The 25098-nt window shown below is 69.3% G+C and carries 23 protein-coding genes; 16 read left to right on the forward strand and 7 right to left on the reverse strand.

Annotated elements, in window-relative coordinates; genetic code table 11:
• Nucleotides 1–2 precede the first annotated feature (2 nt).
• Nucleotides 3–1085, forward strand: coding sequence for a tRNA 2-thiouridine(34) synthase MnmA (gene mnmA / locus H7K45_RS30840; RefSeq protein ID WP_264000008.1), 1083 nt, complete (start codon nucleotides 3–5; stop codon nucleotides 1083–1085).
• Here the strand turns inward: mnmA and H7K45_RS30845 are convergent.
• Nucleotides 1082–1717 (reverse strand): sensor domain-containing protein, encoded by a 636-nt coding sequence (locus H7K45_RS30845; protein ID WP_264000009.1) that lies wholly within the window; start codon nucleotides 1715–1717, stop codon nucleotides 1082–1084. The two genes, mnmA and H7K45_RS30845, sit on opposite strands and share 4 nt — an antisense overlap.
• A gap of 46 nt (nucleotides 1718–1763) precedes the next feature.
• Between H7K45_RS30845 and H7K45_RS30850 the strand changes: the two genes are divergently transcribed.
• Together H7K45_RS30850 and H7K45_RS30855 are read left to right on the forward strand one after the other, a co-directional pair.
• Nucleotides 1764–2774 (forward strand): uroporphyrinogen decarboxylase/cobalamine-independent methonine synthase family protein, encoded by a 1011-nt coding sequence (locus H7K45_RS30850; protein WP_264000010.1) that lies wholly within the window; start codon nucleotides 1764–1766, stop codon nucleotides 2772–2774.
• A 36-nt stretch (nucleotides 2775–2810) separates the two neighbouring features.
• Nucleotides 2811–3587, forward strand: a complete 777-nt coding sequence (locus tag H7K45_RS30855) for a hypothetical protein (RefSeq protein WP_264000011.1) — start codon at nucleotides 2811–2813, stop codon at nucleotides 3585–3587.
• On the opposite strand, the gene H7K45_RS30860 is transcribed toward H7K45_RS30855, so the two are convergent.
• On the reverse strand, nucleotides 3584–5191 hold the full coding sequence (locus H7K45_RS30860; protein ID WP_264000012.1) for a 4-coumarate--CoA ligase family protein: 1608 nt from the start codon (nucleotides 5189–5191) through the stop codon (nucleotides 3584–3586). The two genes, H7K45_RS30855 and H7K45_RS30860, sit on opposite strands and share 4 nt — an antisense overlap.
• An 82-nt stretch (nucleotides 5192–5273) precedes the next feature.
• On the opposite strand from H7K45_RS30860, the gene ligA reads away from it, so the two are divergent.
• Both ligA and H7K45_RS30870 read left to right on the forward strand, forming a co-directional pair.
• On the forward strand, nucleotides 5274–7355 hold the full coding sequence (gene ligA, locus H7K45_RS30865; protein WP_264000013.1) for an NAD-dependent DNA ligase LigA: 2082 nt from the start codon (nucleotides 5274–5276) through the stop codon (nucleotides 7353–7355).
• 65 nt (nucleotides 7356–7420) lie between these two features.
• Entirely contained in the window at nucleotides 7421–7678 is a 258-nt protein-coding gene (locus tag H7K45_RS30870) for a metallothionein (protein WP_264000014.1), read from the forward strand.
• A gap of 4 nt (nucleotides 7679–7682) precedes the next feature.
• Here the strand turns inward: H7K45_RS30870 and H7K45_RS30875 are convergent, their stop codons facing one another.
• Nucleotides 7683–8342 carry an ACT domain-containing protein gene (locus tag H7K45_RS30875; RefSeq protein ID WP_264000015.1) on the reverse strand — a complete coding sequence of 220 codons (660 nt, stop codon included), beginning with the start codon at nucleotides 8340–8342 and terminating at the stop codon, nucleotides 7683–7685.
• Nucleotides 8343–8432: 90 nt separating this feature from the next.
• On the opposite strand from H7K45_RS30875, the gene gatC reads away from it, so the two are divergent.
• The 5 genes from gatC (at nucleotide 8433) to H7K45_RS30900 (ending at nucleotide 13969) form a co-directional block, all read left to right on the forward strand.
• Nucleotides 8433–8732: an Asp-tRNA(Asn)/Glu-tRNA(Gln) amidotransferase subunit GatC gene (gene gatC / locus H7K45_RS30880; protein WP_264000016.1), complete on the forward strand. Its 300-nt coding sequence runs from the start codon at nucleotides 8433–8435 to the stop codon at nucleotides 8730–8732.
• Nucleotides 8732–10216, forward strand: a complete 1485-nt coding sequence (gatA, locus tag H7K45_RS30885) for an Asp-tRNA(Asn)/Glu-tRNA(Gln) amidotransferase subunit GatA (RefSeq protein ID WP_264000017.1) — start codon at nucleotides 8732–8734, stop codon at nucleotides 10214–10216. Before gatC ends, gatA begins: the two co-directional genes overlap by 1 nt.
• A 44-nt stretch (nucleotides 10217–10260) precedes the next feature.
• A complete protein-coding gene (locus H7K45_RS30890; protein ID WP_264000018.1) occupies nucleotides 10261–11292 on the forward strand; it encodes an ATP-dependent 6-phosphofructokinase in 1032 nt (343 codons plus the stop codon).
• A 109-nt stretch (nucleotides 11293–11401) separates the two neighbouring features.
• On the forward strand, nucleotides 11402–12913 hold the full coding sequence (gene gatB, locus H7K45_RS30895) for an Asp-tRNA(Asn)/Glu-tRNA(Gln) amidotransferase subunit GatB (RefSeq protein ID WP_264000020.1): 1512 nt from the start codon (nucleotides 11402–11404) through the stop codon (nucleotides 12911–12913).
• A 225-nt stretch (nucleotides 12914–13138) separates the two neighbouring features.
• On the forward strand, nucleotides 13139–13969 hold the full coding sequence (locus tag H7K45_RS30900; RefSeq protein ID WP_264000022.1) for a glycosyltransferase family 2 protein: 831 nt from the start codon (nucleotides 13139–13141) through the stop codon (nucleotides 13967–13969).
• A 30-nt stretch (nucleotides 13970–13999) separates the two neighbouring features.
• On the opposite strand, the gene H7K45_RS30905 is transcribed toward H7K45_RS30900, so the two are convergent.
• Nucleotides 14000–15121, reverse strand: a complete 1122-nt coding sequence (locus H7K45_RS30905) for a PQQ-dependent sugar dehydrogenase (protein WP_264000023.1) — start codon at nucleotides 15119–15121, stop codon at nucleotides 14000–14002.
• 138 nt (nucleotides 15122–15259) lie between these two features.
• On the opposite strand from H7K45_RS30905, the gene H7K45_RS30910 reads away from it, so the two are divergent.
• Nucleotides 15260–16093 (forward strand): DoxX family protein, encoded by an 834-nt coding sequence (locus tag H7K45_RS30910; RefSeq protein WP_264000024.1) that lies wholly within the window; start codon nucleotides 15260–15262, stop codon nucleotides 16091–16093.
• Between the two features lie 4 nt (nucleotides 16094–16097).
• On the opposite strand, the gene H7K45_RS30915 is transcribed toward H7K45_RS30910, so the two are convergent.
• Nucleotides 16098–16439 (reverse strand): PH domain-containing protein, encoded by a 342-nt coding sequence (locus H7K45_RS30915; RefSeq protein WP_264000083.1) that lies wholly within the window; start codon nucleotides 16437–16439, stop codon nucleotides 16098–16100.
• 323 nt (nucleotides 16440–16762) lie between these two features.
• Here H7K45_RS30915 and H7K45_RS30920 point away from each other — a divergent pair, with 323 nt between their 5' ends.
• Genes H7K45_RS30920 through ilvC form a run of 3 tightly spaced genes read left to right on the forward strand, consistent with a single transcriptional unit; the run spans nucleotide 16763 to nucleotide 20193 of the window.
• Entirely contained in the window at nucleotides 16763–18634 is a 1872-nt protein-coding gene (locus H7K45_RS30920; RefSeq protein WP_264000025.1) for an acetolactate synthase large subunit, read from the forward strand.
• A complete protein-coding gene (ilvN, locus tag H7K45_RS30925; RefSeq protein ID WP_264000026.1) occupies nucleotides 18634–19140 on the forward strand; it encodes an acetolactate synthase small subunit in 507 nt (168 codons plus the stop codon). The genes H7K45_RS30920 and ilvN overlap by 1 nt, the downstream gene beginning before the upstream one ends.
• Before the next feature lie 51 nt (nucleotides 19141–19191).
• Nucleotides 19192–20193: a ketol-acid reductoisomerase gene (gene ilvC, locus H7K45_RS30930; RefSeq protein ID WP_264000084.1), complete on the forward strand. Its 1002-nt coding sequence runs from the start codon at nucleotides 19192–19194 to the stop codon at nucleotides 20191–20193.
• Between the two features lie 46 nt (nucleotides 20194–20239).
• Here ilvC and H7K45_RS30935 read toward each other — a convergent pair whose 3' ends face one another.
• Nucleotides 20240–20905, reverse strand: coding sequence for an alpha/beta fold hydrolase (locus H7K45_RS30935; protein WP_264000027.1), 666 nt, complete (start codon nucleotides 20903–20905; stop codon nucleotides 20240–20242).
• The gene (locus H7K45_RS30940) at nucleotides 20902–22404 is read right to left on the reverse strand and encodes a phytoene desaturase family protein (RefSeq protein ID WP_264000028.1); all 1503 of its coding nucleotides are present in this window, start codon (nucleotides 22402–22404) and stop codon (nucleotides 20902–20904) included. The genes H7K45_RS30935 and H7K45_RS30940 overlap by 4 nt, the downstream gene beginning before the upstream one ends.
• A 30-nt stretch (nucleotides 22405–22434) precedes the next feature.
• On the opposite strand from H7K45_RS30940, the gene serA reads away from it, so the two are divergent.
• Nucleotides 22435–24021, forward strand: a complete 1587-nt coding sequence (gene serA, locus H7K45_RS30945; RefSeq protein WP_264000029.1) for a phosphoglycerate dehydrogenase — start codon at nucleotides 22435–22437, stop codon at nucleotides 24019–24021.
• Nucleotides 24018–25025 carry a 3-isopropylmalate dehydrogenase gene (locus H7K45_RS30950; RefSeq protein WP_264000030.1) on the forward strand — a complete coding sequence of 336 codons (1008 nt, stop codon included), beginning with the start codon at nucleotides 24018–24020 and terminating at the stop codon, nucleotides 25023–25025. The genes serA and H7K45_RS30950 overlap by 4 nt, the downstream gene beginning before the upstream one ends.
• Nucleotides 25026–25098 lie beyond the last annotated feature (73 nt).

Here is a 25098-nt window from a genome sequence, read left to right on the forward strand (position 1 = left end):
CCATGCGCGTCTTGGTTGCGATGAGTGGCGGCGTCGACTCGTCGGTGGCCGCCGCCCGAATGGTCGACGCCGGCCACGACGTGGTGGGTGTCCACCTCGCGCTGTCGTCGGCTCCCGGCACGTTGCGCACCGGCTCGCGCGGCTGCTGCTCGAAGGAGGACGCGTCCGACGCGCGCCGCGTCGCCGACGTCCTCGACATCCCGTTCTACGTCTGGGACTTCGCCGACCGCTTCAAGGAGGACGTGATCGACGACTTCGTCGCGTCCTATGCGCGCGGCGAGACGCCGAACCCCTGCGTGCGATGCAACGAGAAGGTCAAGTTCTCCGCGCTGTCGGCCCGCGCCCTGGCGCTGGGATTCGACGCGCTGGCCACCGGTCACTACGCCCGCCTCGCCGACGGCCGCCTGCGCCGTGCCGTCGACGTCGACAAGGACCAGTCCTACGTCCTCGGGGTACTCGACGCCCAACAGCTCGCGACCGCCGTCTTCCCGATCGGCGACACCCCGAAGCCCCGGATCCGTGAGGAAGCCGCCGACCGTGGCCTGGCCGTCGCGGCCAAGCCGGACAGCCACGACATCTGCTTCATCCCCTCTGGGGACACCAAGGCCTTCCTGGGCGCCAGGATCGGTGTCCGTCGCGGCGCCGTCGTCGACGCGGGCGGCACCGTGCTGGCCGAGCACGACGGCGTGCACGGATTCACCATCGGTCAGCGCAAGGGCCTCGGCATCGCCGGACCGGGGCCCGACGGCCAACCCCGGTACGTGACGGCGATCGACGCCGACAGCGGCACCGTCCACGTCGGCGCGGCCCAAGACCTCGACGTCTGGCACCTCGTCGGGGAGCGTCCGGTGTTCACCTCGGGCACCCCGCTCGACGGCCCCGTGGAGTGCGAGGTGCAGGTGCGCGCCCACGGCGGCATCGCCGCGACCGTGGCGGAGGTTCGCGACGGCACCCTGGTCGCCGATCTCCGGGGCCCGCTGCGCGGCGTCGCCCCCGGGCAGACGATGGTGCTCTACCGGCCCGACCCCGACGGTGACGAGGTGTTGGCCAGCGCCACCATCGCCGTCGCCGACCGGCAGCGCTAACCGGGCACCCGTTCCAGCAGGTTCGTCATCACGATGTCGGGCACCGACGACGGATAGGCGCAGAACGTGACCTCGACGAGCACCACCGACTTGAGCCGGTAGTCCCGGCCGCATTCACTGCTGGTGCGGGTCCGGATGGCGTCGGGGCCCGTCGTCCACTCCCCGACGTACCCGGACGTGGACGTGCCGCACGCGTCGACCCGTCCGACCAGGCCCTCGAACGCCGCGCGGGCCGTCGCGCGGTCTTGATAGGCCGCGGCGCCCTGCGAGATCAAGGCACCGACCGGTGGGTTCTGGTAGGTCGTCTTGTGGAAGTCGGCCACGTCGCGGCCGAAGGTCTGCGTCTCGGCGAAGAGCCAGGCGCACGAAGGGGGCACCTGGTCGGCGAGCACGGTCACGTCGACTGGTGACGTGCCGTCCATGCTGGGGATGACGGTGAGATCGTCACCGCCCCCGGTGATCGCGCGCATCCGTGACTGCTCGAGCAGCACGTCGTCGGCGTCGACGGGGGAGCGGGACTCCTCGAGGCCCGGGGCGGATGCGACCGGGTTGCCCGTCACGGTGCTGGTGCAGCCGAGCGCCAGCGCGGCCGTGCACACGGCCAGCAGTGACCTCGGTCGCGATGCGGGCATGCTCGACGGTAACTGGTCGCGGCCGCCATCGAATAGTGTTGGCCGCGTGAGCGTTTTCGCCGCGGCAACCGGCATCGGATCCTGGCCAGGCACGACGGCCCGTCAGGCGGCTGAGGTCGTGGTCGGCGAACTGCACGATCTGACGCACCTCGTCGAGCTGCCTGCGCGCGGGGTGGGGGCCGACCTGATCGGCCGGGCGGGTGCTCTGCTCGTCGACGTCGGCATCGACACCGTGCCCCGCGGCTACCGGTTGGCTCCGGGCCGTAGCTCGGTCCTGCGCCGCGCGGTGAGCCTGCTAGACGAGGACGTCGACGCCCTCGAGGAGGCGTGGGAGCGCGCGGGTTTGCAGGGAGGTTCGCGAACGGTCAAGGTTCAGGCGCCGGGGCCGATCACCCTGGCGGCCCACCTCGAGCTGCCCAACGGGCATCGGGCGATCACCGACGCCGGGGCCGTCCGCGATCTCGCGGAGAGTCTCGCCGAGGGTGTCGCACTGCACCGAGCCGAGGTCTCCCGGCGGCTTGGCGTGCCGGTGGTGGTGCAACTCGACGAGCCGTCGCTGCCCGCCGCGCTGGCCGGTCGCCTGACCGGGGTGACGAGTTTCTCGCCAGTGCACCCGGTCGACGAGGCAGTCGCCCAGAGCCTGCTCGACGGGTGCGTCGACCGCATCGGTGGTGAGGTGGCCATGCACTGTTGCGCCCCGGACCTTCCATGGAAGATGTTGCAGCGCAGCATGTTCGATGCCGTGTCAGTCGACGTGGCCACGTTGTCGGCGGCCGATCTGGACGGCATCGGCGAGTTCGTCGAATCGGGCCGGGTGGTGATGCTCGGGGTGATCCCGGTACAGGCGCCAAGTCGTGCGCCGTCACCGGAGGAGGTCGCCGCGGCTGCCGCGTCGATCACCGACCGGCTCGGCTTCTCCCGCGATCTGCTTCGCGACCGCACGGGCGTCACACCGGCGTGCGGCCTGGCGGGTGCCACGCCGGAGTGGGCGCGGACGGCGATCGAGTTGGCGCAGAAGGTGTCCGCTGGGATCGCCCAGGACCCCGACGCGGCGTAGGGTTTGCTCAGAGTACTCAACCGGTCAGGGAGGACCGTGGCCACGTCGTCGATCCGCCTCGCGGCCGGTGTCGCCACCGCGATGGCGATCACCTTTGCCGGCGGGCCCGTCGCGGCCGTAGCGGCCGCCGAACCGGGGTTCGGCTCGGTGCAGGGTCATTCCCGTGACGCCGGACGACCGCGCGGTCACCGCGACGAACCGCGAGGTGACCGTGGCCCCCGTGGAGGGGACCGGCCCGATGGTCGTCCGGGTGGCCACGACGTCGCGGGCCGGGGTGACCCGGGGGTCGTCGTCGAGCCGTCGGCTGCGGCTCCACACGCGACCCCGTCGCTGGCATCGCCGAACGTCGCCGCCGGACCGGTCGGCCCGCAGCTCGCCGCACCCGCCACCCCGCGGCCACTTCGGACCGGCCGCGGGGGCCACGAGCCGGTGACCGCGGTGCCGGCCGTGACCTCACCGCGCGTCGTCGTCGGCAACGGACGCATCCCGGCCACCCCGGCCCCGGTGCGCACACCCGCCGTGACAGCCGCGCCTGCCCCGCCACCGCGAGCCGTCGCAGCCACACCCCGGCCCGCGGCGCCAGTCACCGTGCCGCGCATCGCGGCCGCTCCGCAGACGGTGACGGTCGTCGCGGGACCCCACGGGTTCGAGCTGCCGGCACCACCGCCGTGGACGACGGTGACGCCGGGCCGGCCCACCGGCACGATCTTCGGCATCGCCGGCCTGCTGCTGGCGCCCATCGCCGGAATGTGGCTGGGCTGGCGTCAGGCCCGCGCGTCGAAGTCGGCCGCCCAGCTCGTCGCCAGCCGCTAGGGCGTCCGCAGATCCTTGCGCAGGATCTTCCCCGACGCCGACTTGGGGATCGCGTCGATGAAGGCCACCTGCCGCACCTTCTTGTACGGGGCGACGTGCTCGGCGACGAACTCCATCACCTGCTGCTCGGTCAGCTCGGCGTCGGGTTGCTTGACCACGAACGCCTTTGGCACCTCTTCGCCCGACTCCGTGTCGGTCACGCCGACGACGGCGGCGTCGGCAACGGCGGGATGGGTCAGCAGCACGGCTTCGAGTTCGGCGGGTGGCACCTGGTAGCCCTTGTACTTGATGAGCTCCTTGAGCCGGTCGACGATGTAGACGCACCCCGACGAGTCGACCCGGGCGACGTCCCCGGTGTGCAGGAACCCGTCGTGGTCGACGGTCGAGCGGGTGGCCTCGTCATTGTTGAGGTACCCGGCCATCACGTTGGGCCCCTTGAACCACAGCTCGCCGGTCTCGCTGAGACCCGAAGCGGGAGGGTCGATTTCGGCACCGGACTCGTCGACTATCTTGCTGACCGCGTTCGGCAAGGTCCAGCCGCACGAGCTCAGCGGTGCGACGGTGCCCACCAGCTCCAGGCCGCCGTCGAAGGGGGCGACGTGGCTGACGGGGCTGAGTTCGCTCATGCCGTAGCCCTGCACGACCTGGCAGCCCAGTCGCTGCTTGACGGCGCTGCCAAGATCCTCGTCAAGGGGTGCGGCGCCCGACATGATGCCGCGCAGACTCGACAGGTCGTACTGCTCGACGACGGGATGCTTGGCCAGCGCGACCGCGACGGGCGGAGCGATGAAGGCGTAGGTGCACCGGTAGGTCTGAATGTGGTCGAGGAACCCCGTCAAGTCGAAGCTCGGCATGATGACCAACCGGGCGCGGGCGTGCATTGCGGCGTTCAGCAGCACCGTCATGCCGTAGATGTGGAAGAACGGCAGCACCGCCAGAATGCGGTCGTCGGCTCGCATCCCCTGCAGCGGACGGATTTGCGCCACGTTGGCCGCCAGGTTGCGGTGGGTGAGCATGACGCCCTTCGGGTTTCCCGTCGTCCCGGAGCTGTACGGCAGGGCGGCCAGATGGGTGGCCGGGTCGAACGTCACCGCCGGGGCGGGCAGTCCGGCACCGACGAGGTCCTCGGCGTTGGGGTGCCCGTCGGCGGCCTGGCCGGGCCCGTCGAGCACCACGACGCGGTCGGCGGACAGCCCGATCGACTCGGCTCCGTCGGCGGCCTGAGACACCAGCGGCGTCACGGTGATCAGCATCGAGGCCTTGGCGTCGGTCAGCTGCTTGGCGATGTCCTTGGCCGTGAAGAGCGCGTTGATGGTGGTGGCGGTGGCACCGGCGCGCAGGATGCCGTGGAAGGCGATCGCGAACGCCGAACTGTTGGGGGCGAGCAGGCCGACGACGTCGCCGACGCCGATGCCGCGGGCGGCCAGCGCGCCGGCGAACGCGTCGACGCGGGCGACCATGTCGCGGTAGGTCGTCTCGGCACCGGTCTTGGCGTCGACCAGGGCGACGCGCTCGGCGTCCTGGTCGTCGAGGTCGGCGAAGAGGTAGTCGTACAGGCTGGTGGTGGGGACGTGGACCTGGGGGAAGGGGCTCGAGAAACTCATCGTGCCTCCGATCGAACCATGACCTCCTGTGTGGCGGTCGTCGTTCGGCGGGCATGTCCCCGCCCTCCGATAGCCTGCGAGGGTGAGCTCACCCGACGCCGACGTCCGTCGCGAATGGCAGCAGCTGGCCGACGACGTGCGTGGTCACCAGTTCCGCTACTACGTCAAGGACGCGCCCATCGTCTCCGACGGGGAGTTCGACCGGCTGCTGGGTGAGCTGAACGCCCTCGAGGAGCGCTACCCCGAACTGCGGACGCCGGATTCGCCGACCCAACTGGTCGGGGGAGCGGGTTTTGCGACCGACTTCAGCTCGGCCGACCACCTCGAACGAATGCTGAGCCTCGACAACGTCTTCAACCCCGAGGAGCTGGCCGCCTGGGCGGCCCGGTTGACCGGTGAGATCGGCGCCGACCCAGAGTTCTTGTGCGAGCTCAAGATCGACGGCGTGGCGTTGGCGCTGGTGTACCGCGACGGCGTGCTGACCCGAGCCGCCACCCGCGGTGACGGACGCACCGGCGAGGACGTCACGCTCAACGCACGCACCATCTCCGACATCCCCGAGCGCCTGGCCCACAGCGACGACCACCCCACGCCGGCCGTCCTCGAGGTCCGCGGCGAAGTGTTCTTCCGGCTGGCCGACTTCGAGGAGCTCAACGCCGGACTGGTCGCCGAGGGCAAGGCCCCGTTCGCCAATCCGCGCAACAGCGCCGCCGGGTCGCTGCGCCAGAAGAACCCCGCGGTGACGGCGCGGCGCACACTGCGGATGATCTGTCATGGCCTCGGACGAGCCGAGGGTTTCAGTCCCGCCACCCTGCACGACGCCTACCTGGCGCTGAAGGCCTGGGGGCTGCCGGTGTCGGACCACACCACCCGCGTCACGGGCATCGACGCCGTCGCCGAGCGGGTCGCCTACTGGGGCGAACACCGCCACGACGTCGAACACGAAATCGACGGTCTGGTGGTCAAACTCGACGACGTCGCCTTGCAGCGACGGCTGGGCGCCACCTCGCGGGCACCGCGATGGGCGATCGCCTACAAGTACCCGCCCGAGGAAGCCACCACCAAGCTGCTCGACATCCGCGTCAACGTCGGTCGCACCGGACGGGTCACGCCGTTCGCGTACATGGAACCGGTGAAGATCGCCGGGTCCACGGTCGGGCTGGCCACGTTGCACAACGCCTTCGAGGTCAAGCGCAAGGGCGTTCGCATCGGCGACACGGTGGTGATCCGCAAGGCCGGTGACGTCATCCCCGAGGTGCTCGGCCCGGTGGTCGACGTCCGCGACGGCACCGAGCGCGAGTTCGAGATGCCGACGGAATGCCCGGAGTGCGGCACCACCCTGGCTCCGGCCAAGGAGGGTGACGCCGACATTCGCTGCCCCAACTCCAGGACGTGCCCGGCGCAGCTGCGGGAGCGGGTGTTCCACGTCGCCGGCCGCGGGGCGTTCGACATCGAGGGGCTGGGCTACGAGGCCGCGATCGCGCTGTTGCAATCCGGGGTGATCACCGACGAGGGTGACCTGTTCGACCTCACCGAAGACGCCCTGCTGCGCACCGACCTGTTCACCACCCAGAAGGGCGAACTGTCGGCCAACGGCAAGCGCCTGCTGGCCAACCTCGACAAGGCCAAGCAGCAGCCGTTGTGGCGCGTGCTGGTGGCACTGTCCATCCGGCACGTCGGCCCGACCGCGGCCCGTGCGCTGGCCGGGGAGTTCGGCAGCCTGGAGGCCATCGAGTCCGCGACCGAGGAGCAGCTGGCCGCGAGCGAGGGCGTGGGCCCGACGATCGCCGCGGCGGTGATCGACTGGTTCACCGTCGACTGGCACCGTGCCATCGTCGAGAAGTGGCGGGCCGCCGGGGTACGGATGCAGGACGAGCGCGACGAGAGCGTCGCACGGACGCTGGAGGGACTCTCGGTCGTCGTCACCGGCTCGCTTCCCGGATTCTCCCGGGACGAGGCCAAGGAGGCGATCCTGGCCCGCGGCGGCAAGGCAGCCGGTTCGGTGTCGAAGAAGACCGCCTACGTCGTGGCAGGCGACGCCCCAGGGTCGAAGTACGACAAGGCAATCGAGCTCGGCGTCCCCGTGCTGGACGAGGACGGCTTCCGGCGTCTGCTCGAGAACGGACCCGAGGACGCCTCGGAGGACGCGTCCGCGGAGGCCTGATCGCCGGTTTGTCGCCGGCTCGGGCGGGAATGCGTCGGACACCACGACATTCCAGGAGGCTGACGATGGCGGCGACGTGCGAGACCTGCGGCAACCACTACGACAAGGCGTTCACCGTGACGTGGGCCGACGGCCGCACCGCCACGTTCGACAGCGTGGAGTGCGCCGCGATGCAGCTGGCGCCCGAATGCGCGCACTGCGGGTGCCGGATTCTCGGGCACGGCGTCGAGACCGAGGACGCGATCTTCTGCTGTGCGCACTGTGCGAGAAAGGACAGCAACGCCGACGTCAACGACCGGTTCCCGGTGCCGGCAGGCGGCTAGGCCGTCAGCGCAGGATCGTCGCGACGATGCCGCTGAGGTAGCCCAGCCGGGCCACCTCCGACGGGCGGAACGCGGGCCCGCCGGGACGGCCGAGGACGACGGCGGTGTGATCGCCGCCCAGGGGCGCGGCCGCCAGTGTGGTATCGAAGTCGCGCCACACCTGGGGGACCCAGTCGGCGTCGCCGTCCAGGATTTCGGCGTGCTCGAGCGGAAGCCAGGGAGCCGATTCGGCGGCGGTCTCGGGGACGCCGTGGCTGCCGGCGACCATCGCCACGCCGGTGTCGTCGCGACGCATGACCATGCACCAGCCCACCCTCAACACCTTGGGCGCCTCGTCCACCAACACCTGCAGCCTGGCCGCCTTGCCGTGTGCGGCGGCGATGTGGTCGACGAGCTCCAGCTCGCGGTGGGCCTCCAGCAGTCCGGTGTGCGGTCGGATGCTGTCGACGTAGACGCCGTCCAGCTTTTCGGCGGCGGTGATGAGCATGTCGGGCATGGCGCCCGGCGGGAGGTCGACGACCAGGTCGTCGACGGCGTAGCCGGCCGCACGTTCCACGACGTCGAGAGACAGGATGTCCGCGCCCACCGAGCCGAGCGCGACGGCCAGAGAGCCCAGACGGCCAGGCCGGTCCTCCAGTTCGACGCGCAGCAGATATGACGGCACGGGCAACACTGTTTCATGGAGGGTAGGAGCGGAGCGACTCGAAGGACGCCCCGGCGGGGTCGCAACCGGCGGTGACTAGGCTTCGATGTCGTGTCGCAGATCTCGCGGGACGACGTCGCCCACCTGGCACGTCTGGCCCGGCTCACCCTGACCGACGGCGAACTGCAGAGTTTCGCCGGACAACTCGACGCCATCCTGGAGCACGTCAGCCGCATTCAGGCGGTCGACGTGACCGGCGTGGAGGCCACCGACAATCCGTTGACGGATCTGAACGTGACGCGGCCCGACGACGTCGTGCCCAGCCTTACCCAGGAGGAGGCCCTCTCGGGCGCCCCCAAGGCCGTAGACGGTCGGTTTGCGGTGCCGCGCATCTTGGGGGAGGAGGAATAGTGAGCGAGCTCATTCGTCTCGATGCGGCGACCCTCGGCGCGAAGATCGCCGACAAGGAGGTCAGCTCGACGGAGGTCGTGCAGGCCCACCTCGACCAGATCGCCGCGACCGACGGGGACTACCACTCGTTCCTGCACGTGGCAGGTGAGGCCGCGCTCGCCGAGGCCGCACGCGTCGACGCCGCCGTCGCCGGTGGCGAGGCCCTGCCGTCATCGCTGGCCGGGGTCCCGTTGGCGCTCAAGGACGTGTTCACCACCATCGACATGCCCACGACGTGCGGGTCGAAGATCCTCGAGGGCTGGCGCTCGCCGTACGACGCGACCGTCACCGCGCGGCTGAGGGCGGCGGGCATCCCGATCCTCGGCAAGACCAACATGGACGAGTTCGCCATGGGCAGCTCGACGGAGAATTCCGCCTACGGGCCGACCCGCAACCCGTGGAACGTCGAGCGCGTGCCCGGTGGCTCCGGCGGCGGCAGCGCTGCGGCACTGGCCGCGTTCCAGGCGCCACTGGCCATCGGCTCAGACACCGGTGGTTCCATTCGTCAGCCTGCGGCGTTGACCGCCACCGTCGGTGTCAAGCCGACCTACGGCACGGTGTCGCGATACGGGCTGATCGCGTGCGCCTCGTCACTCGACCAGGGCGGCCCGTGCGCGCGCACCGTGCTCGACACGGCGCTCCTGCATCAGGTCATCGCAGGTCACGATCCACGCGACTCGACCTCTGTCGACAGGGAGGTGCCCGACGTGGTCGCCGCGGCCAGGGCAGGTGCGGCCGGCGATCTGGCGGGTGTGCGCGTCGGCGTGGTCAAGCAGCTGCGCAGCGGCGAGGGTTACCAGCCGGGGGTGTTGGAGTCGTTCAACGCCGCGGTCGAGCAGCTCACCGCCCTCGGTGCGGACGTCAGCGAGGTCGACTGCCCGAACTTCGACTACTCGATGGCGGCCTACTACCTGATCCTGCCGTCGGAGGTGTCGAGCAACCTCGCCAGGTTCGACGCGATGCGTTACGGACTACGCGTCGGCGACGACGGTACGCACAGCGCCGAAGAGGTGATGGCGATGACTCGGGCGGCCGGCTTCGGTCCAGAAGTCAAGCGCCGCATCATGATTGGCACCTACGCGCTGTCGGCGGGTTACTACGACGCCTATTACAACCAGGCGCAGAAGGTGCGGACGTTGATCGCCCGCGACCTCGAGCGGGCCTACGAGAGCGTCGACGTGCTGGTCTCGCCGGCCACCCCGACGACCGCCTTCCCCCTCGGTGAGAAGGTCGACGACCCGCTCGCGATGTACCTCTTCGACCTGTGCACTCTGCCGTTGAACCTGGCCGGGCACTGCGGAATGTCGGTTCCGTCGGGGCTGGCCGCCGACGACGGTCTACCCGTCGGCCTGCAGATCATGGCGCCCGCACTGGCCGACGACAGGCTCTACCGCGTCGGTGCCGCCTACGAGGCCGCCCGCGGTGCGCTGCCGTCGGCGATCTGACGGGGGAGGATGGGGGCATGCGGACGCGAGGAGCAGTGAGATAGATGCGCATTGGAGTTCTCACCGGAGGCGGCGACTGCCCGGGGCTGAACGCGGTCATCCGGGCCGTGGTGCGGACGTGTGACGTCCGCTACAAGTCCTCGGTCGTCGGGTTCCTCGACGGCTGGCGGGGTCTCATGGAGGACCGCCGCATCCAACTCGCCAACGACGACCGCAACGATCGGCTGCTCGGGAAGGGCGGCACCATCCTGGGCACTGCGCGGGTCAACCCCGACAAGTTGCGCGCGGGCCTCGACCAAATCAAGCAGACCATGGAGGACAACGGGATCGACGTGCTGATCCCGATCGGCGGGGAGGGCACGCTCACGGCCGCGCACTGGCTGTCCGAGGAGAACGTGCCCGTCGTCGGCGTGCCCAAGACGATCGACAACGACATCGACTGCACCGACGTGACCTTCGGTCACGACACCGCGCTGCAGATCGCCACCGACGCCATCGACCGGCTGCACAGCACCGCCGAATCCCACCAGCGGGTGATGCTCGTCGAGGTGATGGGGCGCCACGCCGGCTGGATCGCCCTGAACGCCGGACTGGCCTCCGGGGCCCACCTGACCCTGATCCCCGAGCAGCCCTTCGACGTCGAAGAGGTCTGCCGCCTGATCAAGCAGCGCTTCGTCCGGGGTGATTCGCACTTCATCTGCGTGGTCGCCGAGGGCGCGAAACCCGCCGAGGGCACCATGCAGCTGCGCGACGGCGGCATCGACGAGTTCGGCCACGTGAAGTTCACCGGCGTGGCTCACCAGCTCGGCGTCGAGATCGAGAAGCGCATCAAGAAGGAAGTGCGCACCACGGTGCTGGGCCACGTCCAGCGTGGTGGCACCCCGACCGCCTACGACCGGGTGCTGGCCACCCGATTCGGCGTCAACGCCGCCGACGCCGCGCACTCCGGCGAGTACGGGATGATGGTGTCGCTGCGCGGCCAGGAGATCGGCCGGGTGCCGCTGGCCGAGGCGGTCAAACAGCTCAAGCTGGTGCCGCAGGGCCGCTACGTCGACGCCGCCGACTTCTTCGGCTGACCCCTCGCCTCTCCCCATCGCGTGTGCGGTGAGATCGCCGATCCGCGCGTGATCGCGATCTGGCAGCACACTCGACGGCGGGGTGAGACCCACTCACTAGGATCGAATCATGACTGTCGCCTCCACCGAACTCGTCGACTACGACGAGGTCGTCTCGCGTTACGAGCCCGTCATGGGCATGGAGGTCCACGTCGAACTGTCGACGACGACCAAGATGTTCTGCGGGTGCGCCAACCACTTCGGGGCCGAGCCCAACACCAACGTGTGCCCCGTCTGTCTTGGGCTGCCCGGCGCGCTTCCGGTGGTCAACGCCGCCGCCGTCGAGTCGGCGATCCGCATCGGACTCGCACTCAACTGCGACATCGCGCCGTGGGGCCGCTTCGCGCGGAAGAACTACTTCTACCCCGACCAGCCGAAGAACTACCAGATCAGCCAGTACGACGAGCCGATCGCAGTCAACGGCCACCTCGACGTGCCCCTCGACGACGGCACGACCTGGCGGGTGGAGATCGAACGCGCCCACATGGAGGAGGACACGGGCAAACTGACCCACCTCGGCAGTGCCACGGGCCGCATCGCCGGTGCCACCACGTCGTTGCTCGACTTCAACCGGGCCGGGGTTCCACTGGTCGAGATCGTCACCCGGCCCATCGAGGGTGCCGGTGCCCGGGCCCCGGAAATCGCCCGGTCCTACGTGACTGCGCTGCGAGACCTGTTGCGCGGCTTGGACGTCTCGGACGTGCGGATGGATCAGGGCTCGATGCGGTGCGACGCGAACGTCTCGCTCAAGCCCGTCGGCGCCGCCGAGTTCGGCACCCGGACCGAGACCAAGAACGTCAACTCGCTCAAGAGCGTAGAGGTCGCCGTTCGCTATGAGATGCGTAGGCAGGCCGCCGTTCTCGACGCCGGCGGCGAAATCGTCCAGGAGACCAGACACTTCCACGAGGACGGCTACACCAGCGCAGGCCGCCGCAAGGAGACTGCCGAGGATTACCGGTACTTCCCGGAGCCCGACCTCGAACCGGTCGCGCCGAGCGACGACCTCGTCGAACGGTTGCGGGCCACGATCCCCGAGCTTCCGTGGTTGCAGCGCAACAGGATTCAGCAGGAGTGGGGCATCTCCGACGAGGTCATGCGCGACCTGGTCAACAACGGCGTCATCGATCTGGTGACCGCCACCGTCGCCGAGGGCGCCTCCAGTGAGGGCGCCCGCGCGCTGTGGGGCAACTTCCTGGTCCAGAAGGCCAACGAACGAGGCGTCACCGCATCCGAATTGGCGATCACCCCCACGCAGGTCGCCGCCGTGCTCAAGCTGGTCGACGACGGCAAGCTGTCCAACAAGCTCGCCCGCGAGGTCATCGAGGGCGTGCTGGCCGGAGAAGGCGAACCCGAGCAGGTGATGACCGACCGTGGTCTGGCGGTCGTGCGCGACGACTCGGTGATCCAGGCCGCCGTCGACGACGCGCTCGCCGCCCAACCCGACATCGCCGAGAAGATCCGCGGCGGCAAGGTGCAGGCCGCCGGTGCGGTGGTCGGCGCCGTCATGAAGGCCACCAAGGGCCAAGCCGACGCCGCCCGGGTCAGGGAACTGGTGCTGGCCGCCTGCGGCGTCGCGGGCTGACCGCGGCGCTCGGCTGGCGCCGGCCCGCAACTGGCACGGGCCCGCAACTGGCGCCGGCACGCGAATGTCGCTAGAAGCGGACTTTCGCGAGGTGTGACGTGTTCACGCGCCTCTTTCGTGACGGGTATGCTTTGCCACGACGTGATCGCGGCGTTCGCCCGTCGGACCACCCGACGACGGCCATCCCCTCGATCGACCTGCAACCCAGGGGATGCGAGGAGCACAGTGGCGAGTCAGCGAGCCGTGGTCGCAGCGGTGCCGAACTACAACATGGCCGAACACCTCGACCGGCTGCTCCCGCAGCTCCTGCGCCAGGGGTACGACCACGTCTTCGTCCTGGACGACGGCTCGACCGACGGCAGCGTCGAGGTGGCGGCCAAATACGGCGCCGGCGTGACGGTCGTGCGCCACGCGGCCAACCGGGGAGCCGCGGCGAATCGCAATCAGATCCTGACGTGCGTCGCCGGAGAGACACTCATTCACTTCGTCGACTCCGACATGGAAGTGCATACCGACGAGGTCGCGGAGACGGCGAGAAAGCTTGCCGCGCAGTACGAGACCTTCGGCGTGGGCGTGATCGGCGGCCTCGTGTGCCGCAGCGACGGATGGCAGGAGCCCTTCAACTACGGTCCGGTGTTCGGGCTGCGGTCACATCTGACCGCAGGTCTTCCACGGCTGATCGACCGGGCGCGCACGCGCGACCAGGTCGCACGCGCCCTCGCCGCCCTGAGTGCCCGCGGCATGCGTGAGTGGCCGCAAATCCTGACCGAACCGACGGCCACGCCGACCTACTGGGTCCACGAGGGCAACATGCTCGTCTCGGCCGAGACATTCCGCGTCGTCGGTGGATACGACCCCACGATGCGGGAGCACGAGACCCAGGATCTCGCCATCAGACTGCATCGCGCCGGCGTGGCGAGCTACTTCGACCCCAGCATCAAGCTGGTCCATCATCATGCGCACGTCAGGGGCAGGACGCGGCCATGGCAATCCGCCAGAGCGTCATTGCACCTGGTCCGCAAGCACGGCCTTCGGCGCTACCTCGTCGACCGCTGACCCGATCGGCCACCCGGTGCGTCGTACTCGCTAGGTGTTCTCCGCGTTGGTGCGGGGGAAGCCGCCACCCTGCGGGAACAGCGGGAACACCACGTCGTCGACCTTGTCGGCGTCTCCCGAGGTCCGGTTGACCGTGGCCCCCCAGATGTTGCCGTCCGGCGAGGACTTCAACGCCCAGGCGTGCCCGTGGGTGTCCTGACGGACCACCTCGGGGTCACCGGTCACCGCACCGGTGTCGGGGGCCATCCGCACGGCGACGGTCTGCTTCGTGTTGACCATGTTGACCAAGACGCTGCCGTCGCTGACCGCGCACCCGGCGATGCCCGGCTTGTCCGGCCACGTCCACACGGTGGAGACCACGGAGTCCTTCGTGATGCGCTGCAATCGGTCACCGGTCGGCGTCCGATCGGTGACGTACTGGGAACCGTCGGCCCGGTCGACGCAGAGTCCGCCCGCGCCGCCGATTCCGCTCAGCGCGGTGGTCGGGGGAGCCTGGTCGACCGTCGTCGGTTGCTCGATGCGAATCAACTTGCCGGCCAGCGAACTTGGATCGCCGGCCTGAGCCGGGTCGCCGGCGTCGCCGGTGAGCAATTCCAGCGTGGTCGGGCTGGTGAACATCAGCGCGCCCATGTTGTTCGTGGCGCCCTTGGGGATGCCCGTCAGGATTGGTTTGGGCACGTCACCGTCGGCAATGCGGACGATGCGGTTGTCGGTGGGTGTGCTGATGTAGGCGTACATCAGCTTGTCCTGGGCGTAGGTGGGGGACAAGACGATGTCCATCAGACCGCCGTCGGCCGACGGGTCCACCGGAATCACCAGCTTGACCTTGGGTTCGGCGTTGGTGGCGATCTCCTTGACCGCGCCGGTGGTGCGTTCGGCGACCAGTGCGGACTTGCTGTCCGGGCCCATGATCAGACCGCTCGTGCTCTCCAGGCAACCCTGCATGACGCCCTTGGCGTCGCAGACCTTGGGGAACGGTTGGCCGGGCAACGGTGGCGGGGGCGGCGGTTCCTCGCTGGGGGGCGGAGCCATCTCGGGCTTGGTGGTGAACGGCTGGGACTGGTTGTCGTCGAAACGGGCACAGCCCGACCCGACCAGCAACGCCGCGCACAGCAGCACCAGCACTCCTCGCGACGGCCGGTGCACACTCATGCTCGCCAGATTACGGATCGTCGGGCGGTGCGCGCCACGTCGGTCGTTCGCGACGCTTGGTCACGGCTTGGCAATAACCGCACGAAAGCGACGCGCCAATCCACGTTTCGCACGTAACTAGCACTTACGCTGGGAAACGTGACCAGTACTTCTCACGATCCGCGCGCGTGGCAGAGACCTGAAGACTCCGCCTCGCGCCCTGCGTCGGCGCGCCTGGTCGACCCGGAGGACGACCTCCCGTCCTCGAACTACGCGGGCGACTTCGAGACCACCGCGATCCCGCGGTACGACTCGAACACGTCCAAGTCGGAGCATTCCGGCTACGGACTGCTCAACGAGCCCGAACCCCTGCCCTACGTCCAGCCGGCGGGCAAGTACCAGACCTCGGCGGCCGAGCCGACGGAGATCGAGCCCGACGTGGGCTTCGGCCCGTCCGACGAACGCGGCCGCCGCGGAACCCAGGATCTCGGTCTGATGATCTTGCGCATGGGGCTGGGCGCGCTGCTGATCGCCCACGGACTGCAAAAGGCCTTCGGATTGTGGGGCGGCCAGGGCCTCAACGGCTTTCAGCAGTCGCTCGTCGACATCGGATATCAGCACGCCAACGTGCTGACCTACGTCGGAGTCGCCGGACAGATCGGCGCGGGCGTGCTCTTGGTACTCGGACTGTTCACCCCCGTCGCCGCGGCAGGTGCGGTCGCCTACCTGGTGAACGCTCTGCTGGCCGCCGTCGCAGGCCAGTCCGACCGCGGGTCGTCTTTGTTCTTCCTCCCCAGCGGGCACGAGTACCTCGTCATGCTGCTGGTGGTCGCCGTCGCGCTGGTACTGACCGGCCCCGGCAAGTACGGCTTCGACGCGGGACGGGGCTGGTCCCGCCGTCCGTTCGTCGGATCGGCCGTGGCGTTGGTCCTTGGCGTCGGGGTAGGCGTCGGGGTCTGGGTGCTGCTCAACGGCGCCAACCCGCTCGCCTGACGCGCTACGCGTACGGGTTGGGCACCCGGCCGTCGGTGGCGGCCGTCAACTGCGGCAGCGTCGCAAACGTCACCGCAGGCAGGCGGACGTCGGACCCGTCCTTGAGGTGGGCCGACGCCCAAGCGCTGCGATCGAACCGGAGTCCGTCGACGTCCTCCCACGGCACCGTCTTGCTGCTCAGCAGGGTGCGGGCCGTGACGGTCTCGCGGTCGGCGGTGGTGCGGTAGCGGGCGATCGCCAGCGACGCGACGACCGGCAGGATCAGCAGCGCGGTGAACCACGTCGGATTGGCCAGCACGAGGGCCAGCAATCCGAGGGTGAAGATGGCCACCGCGAAATGCGCCATGGGCGAGACCCTGATGACGACCGGCGTCGTCAATGCCGAAGCTGAGGAAGAACTCACCCCGCCATCCTCCCAGTCAGCGCAGCGCCGGTACCCGTCGCCCCGTGACGTCGGAATTTGACCTTTGAGCAGTACGGGGGCTACCGTCGCTGGTTATGAAGACCGTCTCGATTCTCGTAGTACTTGGTTCGCGCGTTGGAGCGTAACCCGACTGCCTGACAGTCAGAGCCTACGAGCCGACGCGCAACCCTCGTGCAGCATCCGCTGACGGGGGTTTTTTGTTGCCCGAGAACCCGTATCACCCACATGACGACGTAGAGGACATCGTGAGCGCACCGACCACTCGACCACCGGAGCCGGGCACCCGAGCCAACGGCACACCGGCCGGCTCGACCACCCGCGAAGCCGCCGCCGCGCCGCAGCCCAGAAAGGTTGCGCCGCAACAGATGACGGGTGCCCAGGCCGTCATCCGCTCGCTCGAGGAACTCGACGTCGACGTCATCTTCGGCATCCCCGGTGGCGCCGTGCTGCCGGTCTACGACCCGCTGTTCGACTCGGTCAAGCTGCGCCACGTGCTGGTCCGCCACGAGCAGGGCGCCGGCCACGCCGCCAGCGGCTACGCCCACGCCACCGGGAAGGTCGGCGTCATGATGGCGACCTCCGGTCCAGGTGCGACCAACCTGGTCACCCCGCTGGCCGACGCGCAGATGGACTCGATCCCCGTCGTCGCGATCACCGGACAGGTCGGCCGCTCCCTGATCGGCACCGACGCCTTCCAGGAAGCCGACATCTCCGGCATCACCATGCCGATCACCAAGCACAACTTCCTCGTTCGCCACGGTGACGAGATCGCCCAGCAGATGGCCGAGGCGTTCCACATCGCCCGAAGCGGTCGTCCCGGCGCCGTGCTCGTCGACATCCCCAAGGACGTGCTGCAGGCGCAGTGCACCTTCAGTTGGCCGCCGAAGATCGACCTGCCCGGCTACAAGCCCAACACCCGGCCGCACAGCCGACAGGTGCGCGAAGCGGCCAAGCTGATCGCCGCCGCCCGCAAGCCGGTGCTCTACGTCGGCGGCGGTGTCATCCGAGGCGAGGCCAGTGTGGAACTGCTCGAGCTGGCAGAACTGACCGGGATTCCGGTGGTCACCACGCTGATGGCCCGCGGCGCGTTCCCCGACAGCCACCGGCAGAACCTCGGCATGCCCGGCATGCACGGGACCGTCGCGGCCGTCGGCGCGCTGCAGAAGAGCGATCTGCTGATCGCGCTCGGCACCCGTTTCGACGACCGCGTCACCGGCAAGTTGGATTCGTTCGCGCCCGACGCGAAGGTCATCCACGCCGACATCGACCCCGCGGAGATCGGCAAGAACCGCAACGCCGACGTGCCGATCGTGGGTGACGTGAAGAACGTGATCTCGGATCTGCTCGACGCGCTGCGCCGCGACGGAACCGACTCGACGACGCTCGACCTCGACGAGTGGTGGGGCTACCTGAAGGGTGTCCAGGAGACGTTCCCGCTGAGCTACGGACCGCAGAGCGACGGCAGCCTGAGCCCGGAGTTCGTCATCGAGTCCCTGGGCCGGATCGCCGGTCCGGACGCGGTGTACGTCGCCGGCGTTGGGCAGCACCAGATGTGGGCCGCGCAGTTCGTGAAGTACGAGAATCCCAAGACGTGGCTCAACTCCGGCGGCCTTGGCACGATGGGCTATGCCGTGCCCGCCGCGATGGGCGCCAAGTTCGCCCGTCCGGAGGCGGAGGTCTGGGCCATCGACGGTGACGGTTGCTTCCAGATGACCAACCAGGAACTGGCCACGTGTGCCGTCGAGGGTGCGCCCATCAAGGTCGCGCTGATCAACAACGGCAACCTGGGCATGGTGCGGCAGTGGCAGACGCTCTTCTACGAAGAGCGCTACAGCCAAACCAACCTGTCCACGCACAGCCACCGCATCCCGGACTTCGTCAAGCTCGCCGAGGCGCTCGGATGCGTCGGATTGCGTTGCGAGCGAGCCGAAGACGTCGAGGACGTCATCAACCAGGCGCGCGCGATCAACGACCGGCCGGTGGTGATCGACTTCATCGTCGGCGCCGACGCGCAGGTGTGGCCGATGGTGGCCGCCGGCATGAGCAACGACCAGATCGAGGCGGCCCGGGGCATCCGGCCGTTGTTCGACGACCAGGGCAACGAGGGGCACGCCTGATGGCCATCAAGACCCACACCCTGTCGGTCCTCGTCGAGGACAAACCCGGCGTCCTCGCCCGCGTGGCGTCGCTGTTCTCCCGGCGCGGCTTCAACATTCAGAGCCTCGCCGTCGGTGCGACCGAACACAAGAACCTGTCCCGGATGACGATCGTCGTCTCGGTGGAGGACTTCCCGCTCGAACAGATCACCAAGCAGCTCAACAAGCTGATCAACGTGATCAAGATCGTCGAGCAGGACGAGGACAACTCGGTCTCTCGGGAATTGGCGCTGATCAAGGTTCGCGCCGATGCGGCAACCCGCGGACAGATCATCGAGGCGGTGAACCTGTTCCGCGCCAAGGTCGTCGACGTGTCGGCCGAGTCGCTGGTGGTCGAGGCCACCGGAACGCCTGGCAAGCTGGAGGCGCTGTTGGCGCTCCTCGAGCCCTATGGCATTCGAGAGATCGCACAGTCCGGCATGGTGACGCTCGCCCGCGGACCGCGTGGCATCTCCGGCGTCAAGTAATCGATTCAACGCAGCAGTACGAGAGAGAAGGAATCCACAGTGGCAGTTGAGATGTTCTACGACGACGACGCAGACCTGTCGATCATCCAGGGACGCAAGGTCGCCGTCATCGGCTACGGCAGCCAGGGGCATGCGCATTCGCTGTCGCTGCGTGACTCCGGCGTCGAGGTCAAGGTTGGCCTCAAGGAGGGCTCCAAGTCCCGCGAGAAGGTCACCGAGCAGGGCCTCGAGGTCGGGACCCCCGCCGAGGTCGCCAAGTGGGCCGACGTGATCATGCTGCTGGCACCGGACACCGCCCAGGCCGAGATCTTCACCAACGACATCGAGCCCAATCTCGAAGAGGGCAACGCGCTGTTCTTCGGCCACGGGCTCAACATCCACTTCAAGCTGATCGAGGCGCCGGCCAACATCACCGTCGGCATGGTCGCGCCCAAGGGCCCCGGCCACCTGGTCCGCCGTCAGTTCGTCGACGGCAAGGGCGTGCCGTGTCTCATCGCGGTCGACCAGGACCCCAAGGGTGAGGGTCAGGCGCTGGCACTGTCCTACGCGTCGGCGATCGGCGGCGCCCGGGCCGGCGTCATCAAGACCACCTTCAAGGAAGAGACCGAAACCGACCTGTTCGGTGAGCAGGCGGTGCTCTGCGGTGGCACCGAGGAACTGGTCAAGACCGGTTTCGAGGTCATGGTCGAGGCCGGCTACGCGCCCGAGATGGCGTATTTCGAGGTGCTGCACGAGCTCAAGCTCATCGTCGACCTGATGTACGAAGGCGGCATCGCCCGGATGAACTACTCGGTGTCCGACACCGCGGAGTTCGGTGGCTACCTGTCGGGTCCGCGCGTCATCGACGCCGACACCAAGGAGCGGATGCGCGCCATCCTCAAGGACATTCAGGACGGCACCTTCGTCAAGGAACTCGTCGCCAACGTCGAGGGCGGCAACAAGCGCCTGGAGAAGCTCCGCAAGGAGAACGCCGAGCACCCCATCGAGGTCACCGGCAAGAAGCTGCGCGACCTGATGAGCTGGGTCGACCGGCCCATCACCGAAACGGCTTAGCTCCAAACGACTTCGGCGCGCTCGACTCCGGTCGGGCGCGCCGACGTCATGTTCGGGCCAGGATGCGGTTGGTCAATTCGACCGGATGCGACAGCATGGCCATGTGCCCGCCCGGGGTGACCTCGGGCTCGACGCCCAACCGGTCGGCGACCACGTTGCGCATGAAGGGCTCGGGAAAGAACCTGTCGTCGGTGAACAGGACGAATCGCGTCGGGATCCGAGGCAGCTCCGGCGCCGGCCACGGCGTGACGGCCGGCGCTTCCGACTGGCCGCGCGGCACCTCCGCCGCGACGACCGCCGCGTCGACGCCGTTGTAGTAGAGCTCGGTCTCGTCGTCCAGGTCGTAACCGCCCGCCTGAGCCGCGGTGCGCTGCGCGTCGGCGCAGCCGGTGGCGGTCCACCAGTCGGCGGGCCGTTCGCCAGGCCGCGGAATCATGGCCGATGCGTAGATCAGGGCCGACGCTCCCACCCGGGTGCACGCGAGCGCCCCGGTGAAACCGCCAAAGGAGTGGGCGACGACGACCGGCGGCTCACCGTCGTCGCGATGAGCGGCGACCACGGCATCGGCATAGGCGTTCAGATCGGCCGAACCGTCTTCGCAGGGAAGGTCGACGGCGATCCCGCGGTGCCCGCGCCGAGCCAAGTCCTCGACCACGAAACGCCATGACGACGGGTCGCAGCCGCCGCCGGGCACCAGCAGGAACGTCGTCACGGGGCCAGGCTCGGGAGCGTTCTGAGCCCGAACTCGCGGCGCAGCAGGGTGCGCGCCGCGAAATAGCCGGCCATGCCGTGCACGCCCGTGCCGGGCGGCGTGGCCGACGAGCAGAGGTAGGCCTTGGGGATCGGGGTCGTCCACGGGTCGAGCCGCAGGGTGGGGCCGATCATCGCGGCGAACAGCGTTGCGCCGCCGACGATGATGTCACCGCCGACGTAGTTCGCGTTGTGGTCGGCCATCTGGGCCGCGGGTACGCACCGCGCCGCCACCACCAAGTCCCGGAAGCCGGGTGCGGCCCGCTCGAACATCGCGGTGATCGTCTCGACCAGATTGGCCGTCGACCCGGAAGGGACGTGGGCGTAGGTCCACAGCGGCCGTCGGCCCTTGTCGTCGATGCGCGACGGGTCCGTGACGTGAGGCAGCGCGGCCAGCGTCATCGGCCACTCGGCATGGCGACCCGCGTTCACCTCCCGTTCGGCCAGGGCCATTTGGGCGCGGCTGCCGCCCATGTGCACGGTCGACGCCCGCCCGACGCGCTCGTCGAGCCATGGGATCTCACCGGAGAGCACGAAGTCGACCTTGCACACGCCGGGGCCATAGGTGTAGCGCCGCAAGGCCTTTGCGTAGCGTGACGGCACGGCGTCCCCGTAGACGTCGAGCAGTGCGGTGGGCGCGGTGTCGTAGACCACCACACCCGCCGGGGGAGTGGTGACCGGTTCGCCGAGGACCAACTCCCCGCCATGTGAGCGCAGGTCGGCGATGAGGGCGTCGGCGATCGTCTGGGTGCCGCCGACGGGCACGGGCCAGCCCGCGGTGTGCGCCACCGTCCCCAGCATCAGTCCCGCCCCGCTGTTGACCGGCGACGGCATCGTCGAGATCGCATGCGCGCCAACGCCGGTGAACAAGGCCCGCGCGTCCTCGCCGCGAAGCACGCCCCACGCCGGGCTGCCCTGGGCCAGCACCCGCAGACCGGCACGCACCGTCGTCACCAAATCGGGTGGCAGCGACCGCTTGTCGCCGAGGAAGAAGCCGAGCACCCCGTCGACGTGGTCGACCAACGGGCCGAAGAGCCGCCGCCAGGACGCGCCGTGGTCGAGCTCGGCGCACGTCTGCTCCAGTGAGCGGTAGGCCACGGCCGCCGCTCGACCCGGCAGCGGATTGGCGTAGGAGATCTCCGGTGCCGTCAGCTCCACCCCGCGCGCGGCCAGATCGAACTCCGCGAAGAACGGCGACGCCACGCCCAGGGGGTGCACGGCCGAGCAGACGTCGTGGCTGACGCCGGGGTACTCGGGATCGGGCATGGTCCGCGCGCCACCGCCTGCGGTGGGTTGGGCCTCCACCACGCGCACGCGCAGCCCGGCCCTGGCGCACACGACGGCCGCGCTCAGTCCGTTGGGTCCGCTGCCGACCACCGTGACGTCTGGAACCAAATCCCCGGTCGCTCCGCTCCTGCCCTCTGGAACCAAATCCCCGGTCGCTCCGCTCCTGCCCTCCATGCCCCAATTACAGCCCACTACTCTGTTCGCGTGAGCCTGCCCGTTGTATTGATCGCCGACAAACTCGCCGAGTCGACCGTTGCCGCCCTGGGAGACCAGGTCGAGGTGCGCTGGGTCGACGGCCCCGACCGGGAGAAGCTGCTGGCCGCGGTCCCCGACGCCGACGCCCTGCTGGTGCGTTCGGCCACGACGGTGGACGCCGAGGTGATCAACGCGGCGCCCAAGCTGAAGATCGTCGCCCGCGCCGGCGTGGGCCTCGACAACGTCGACGTGGACGCCGCCACCGCCCGGGGCGTCCTGGTCGTCAACGCACCGACGTCGAACATCCACAGCGCCGCCGAGCACGCGCTTGCACTGCTGCTGGCCGCGGCCCGTCAGATCCCGGCGGCCGACGCCACGCTGCGGGAGCACACCTGGAAGCGGTCGAAGTTCTCCGGCGTGGAGATCTTCGGTAAGACCGTCGGCGTGGTCGGTCTCGGTCGCATCGGACAGCTGGTCGCGCAGCGGCTGGCCGCATTCGGCGCCCACATCACCGCCTACGACCCCTACGTCTCGCAGGCGCGGGCCGCGCAGCTCGGCATCGAGCTGCTCTCACTCGACGAGCTGCTGGCGCGGGCCGACTTCATCTCCGTGCACCTGCCGAAGACCAAGGAGACCGCCGGCCTGATCGGCACCGACGCCCTGGCCAAGACCAAGCCCGGCGTCATCATCGTCAACGCCGCCCGCGGTGGACTGGTCGACGAGCAGGCGTTGGCCGACGCCATCACCAGCGGTCACGTCCGCGGCGCCGGACTCGACGTCTTCTCCACCGAACCGTGCACCGACAGCCCACTGTTCGAGCTGCCCGAGGTCGTCGTCACCCCACACCTTGGCGCGTCGACCGCCGAGGCGCAGGACCGTGCCGGCACCGACGTCGCGGCCAGCGTGCGGCTGGCGTTGGCGGGCGAGTTCGTCCCCGACGCCGTCAACGTCGGCGGTGGCGTCGTCGGCGAAGAGGTGGCGCCGTGGCTGGACCTGGTGCGCAAGCTGGGGCTGCTGGTCGGTGCGCTCTCGGCCGAGCTGCCGACCAACCTCTGCGTCCAGGTGCGCGGCGAGCTGGCCTCCGAACAGGTCGAGGTGCTCAAGCTCTCGGCGCTGCGCGGCTTGTTCTCCGCCGTCATCGAAGATCAGGTGACGTTCGTCAACGCTCCGGCGCTGGCGTCCGAACGCGGTGTCGAGGCGAGCATCGACGCCGAGCCCGAGAGCCCGAACCACCGCAGCGTCGTCGACGTGCGCGCCGTCGCCGCCGACGGCTCGACGGTCAACGTGACCGGCACGCTGTCGGGCCCGCAGCAGGTGGAGAAGATCGTCCAGGTCAACGGCCGCAACCTCGACCTGCGCGCGGAGGGGTTCAACCTAATCATCAACTACAGCGACGTCCCGGGGGCACTCGGCACGATCGGCACGAGGCTGGGCGCCGCGGGGGTCAACATCCTTGCCGCCCAACTGAGCCAGGACGCCGACGGCGACGGCGCGACGATCATGCTGCGGCTGGACCGCCAGGTCCCCGGTGACGTACTGACCGCGCTCGGCGCCGACGTGAGCGCCACGACCCTGGAACAGGTGGACCTGTCATGAAGTTGGCGGTGATCGCCGGTGACGGCATCGGGCCCGAAGTCGTCGACGAGGCGCTCAAGGTGCTCGACGTCGTGGCGCCGGGAGCCGAGAAGACCACCTACGACGTGGGCGCTCGGCGCTACCACGCCACCGGGGAGGTCATGCCCGACGGCCTCGTCGACGAACTGCGCACCCACGACGCAATCCTGTTGGGCGCCATCGGTGATCCGTCGGTTCCCAGCGGTGTGCTCGAACGGGGCCTGCTGCTGCGGATGCGGTTCGAGCTCGACCACCACGTCAACCTGCGCCCGTCGAAGTTGCACCGAGGGGTGAGCAGCCCGCTCGGCGAGGTCGACGTCGACTTCGTCGTCGTCCGCGAGGGCACCGAAGGCCCCTACACCGGCACCGGCGGCGCGATCCGCGTCGGCACCCCGCACGAGGTGGCCACCGAGGTCAGTCTCAACACCGCCTTCGGCGTGGAGCGCGTGGTCCGCGACGCTTTCGCACGGGCTGACAAGCGGCGCAAGCACCTCACCCTGGTGCACAAGACCAACGTGCTGACCTTCGCAGGCAAGTTGTGGTCGCGGGTCGTGGCCGAGGTGGGTCGAGAGTTCCCCGACGTCGAGGTCGCCTATCAGCACGTCGACGCGGCCACCATCCACATGGTGACCGATCCGGGACGCTTCGACGTGATCGTCACCGACAACCTGTTCGGCGACATCATCACCGATCTCGCGGCCGCGGTGTCCGGCGGAATCGGATTGGCCGCCAGCGGCAACATCGACGCGACGCGTACCAACCCGTCGATGTTCGAACCCGTGCACGGCAGCGCCCCGGACATCGCGGGCAAGGGCATCGCGGACCCCACGGCGGCGGTCATGTCGGTGGCTCTGCTGCTGGCCCATCTCGGTGACGACGCAGCCGCAGCACGCGTCGACGCGGCCGTCGCCGAGCACCTCGCGACGCTCGACGGCGCGAAGCTCTCCACCTCCGAGATCGGTGACCGCATCGTGGGTCTGCTCTGACCTGATCGCCAGTACTCAGCCTGATCCAAAGGGTGGAGACCGCCCCGTCCTGCTCCTAGCGTCGAGATGTCCG

The organism is Mycobacterium yunnanensis, from assembly GCF_025823185.1.
Lineage (GTDB): Bacteria > Actinomycetota > Actinomycetes > Mycobacteriales > Mycobacteriaceae > Mycobacterium > Mycobacterium yunnanensis.

Excerpts from the sequence above, each read along its gene's own strand:
- gatB (WP_264000020.1), top strand. The coding sequence starts at position 11,402 with ATGACTGTCGCCTCCACCGAACTCGTCGACTACGACGAGGTCGTCTCG.
- H7K45_RS30950 (WP_264000030.1), top strand. The coding sequence starts at position 24,018 with ATGAAGTTGGCGGTGATCGCCGGTGACGGCATCGGGCCCGAAGTCGTC.
- H7K45_RS30890 (WP_264000018.1), top strand. The coding sequence starts at position 10,261 with ATGCGCATTGGAGTTCTCACCGGAGGCGGCGACTGCCCGGGGCTGAAC.
- H7K45_RS30905 (WP_264000023.1), bottom strand. The coding sequence starts at position 15,121 with ATGAGTGTGCACCGGCCGTCGCGAGGAGTGCTGGTGCTGCTGTGCGCG.
- mnmA (WP_264000008.1), top strand. The coding sequence starts at position 3 with ATGCGCGTCTTGGTTGCGATGAGTGGCGGCGTCGACTCGTCGGTGGCC.
- H7K45_RS30940 (WP_264000028.1), bottom strand. The coding sequence starts at position 22,404 with ATGGAGGGCAGGAGCGGAGCGACCGGGGATTTGGTTCCAGAGGGCAGG.
- ilvN (WP_264000026.1), top strand. The coding sequence starts at position 18,634 with ATGGCCATCAAGACCCACACCCTGTCGGTCCTCGTCGAGGACAAACCC.
- ilvC (WP_264000084.1), top strand. The coding sequence starts at position 19,192 with ATGTTCTACGACGACGACGCAGACCTGTCGATCATCCAGGGACGCAAG.
- H7K45_RS30845 (WP_264000009.1), bottom strand. The coding sequence starts at position 1,717 with ATGCCCGCATCGCGACCGAGGTCACTGCTGGCCGTGTGCACGGCCGCG.
- H7K45_RS30870 (WP_264000014.1), top strand. The coding sequence starts at position 7,421 with ATGGCGGCGACGTGCGAGACCTGCGGCAACCACTACGACAAGGCGTTC.
- H7K45_RS30860 (WP_264000012.1), bottom strand. The coding sequence starts at position 5,191 with ATGAGTTTCTCGAGCCCCTTCCCCCAGGTCCACGTCCCCACCACCAGC.
- H7K45_RS30915 (WP_264000083.1), bottom strand. The coding sequence starts at position 16,439 with ATGGCGCATTTCGCGGTGGCCATCTTCACCCTCGGATTGCTGGCCCTC.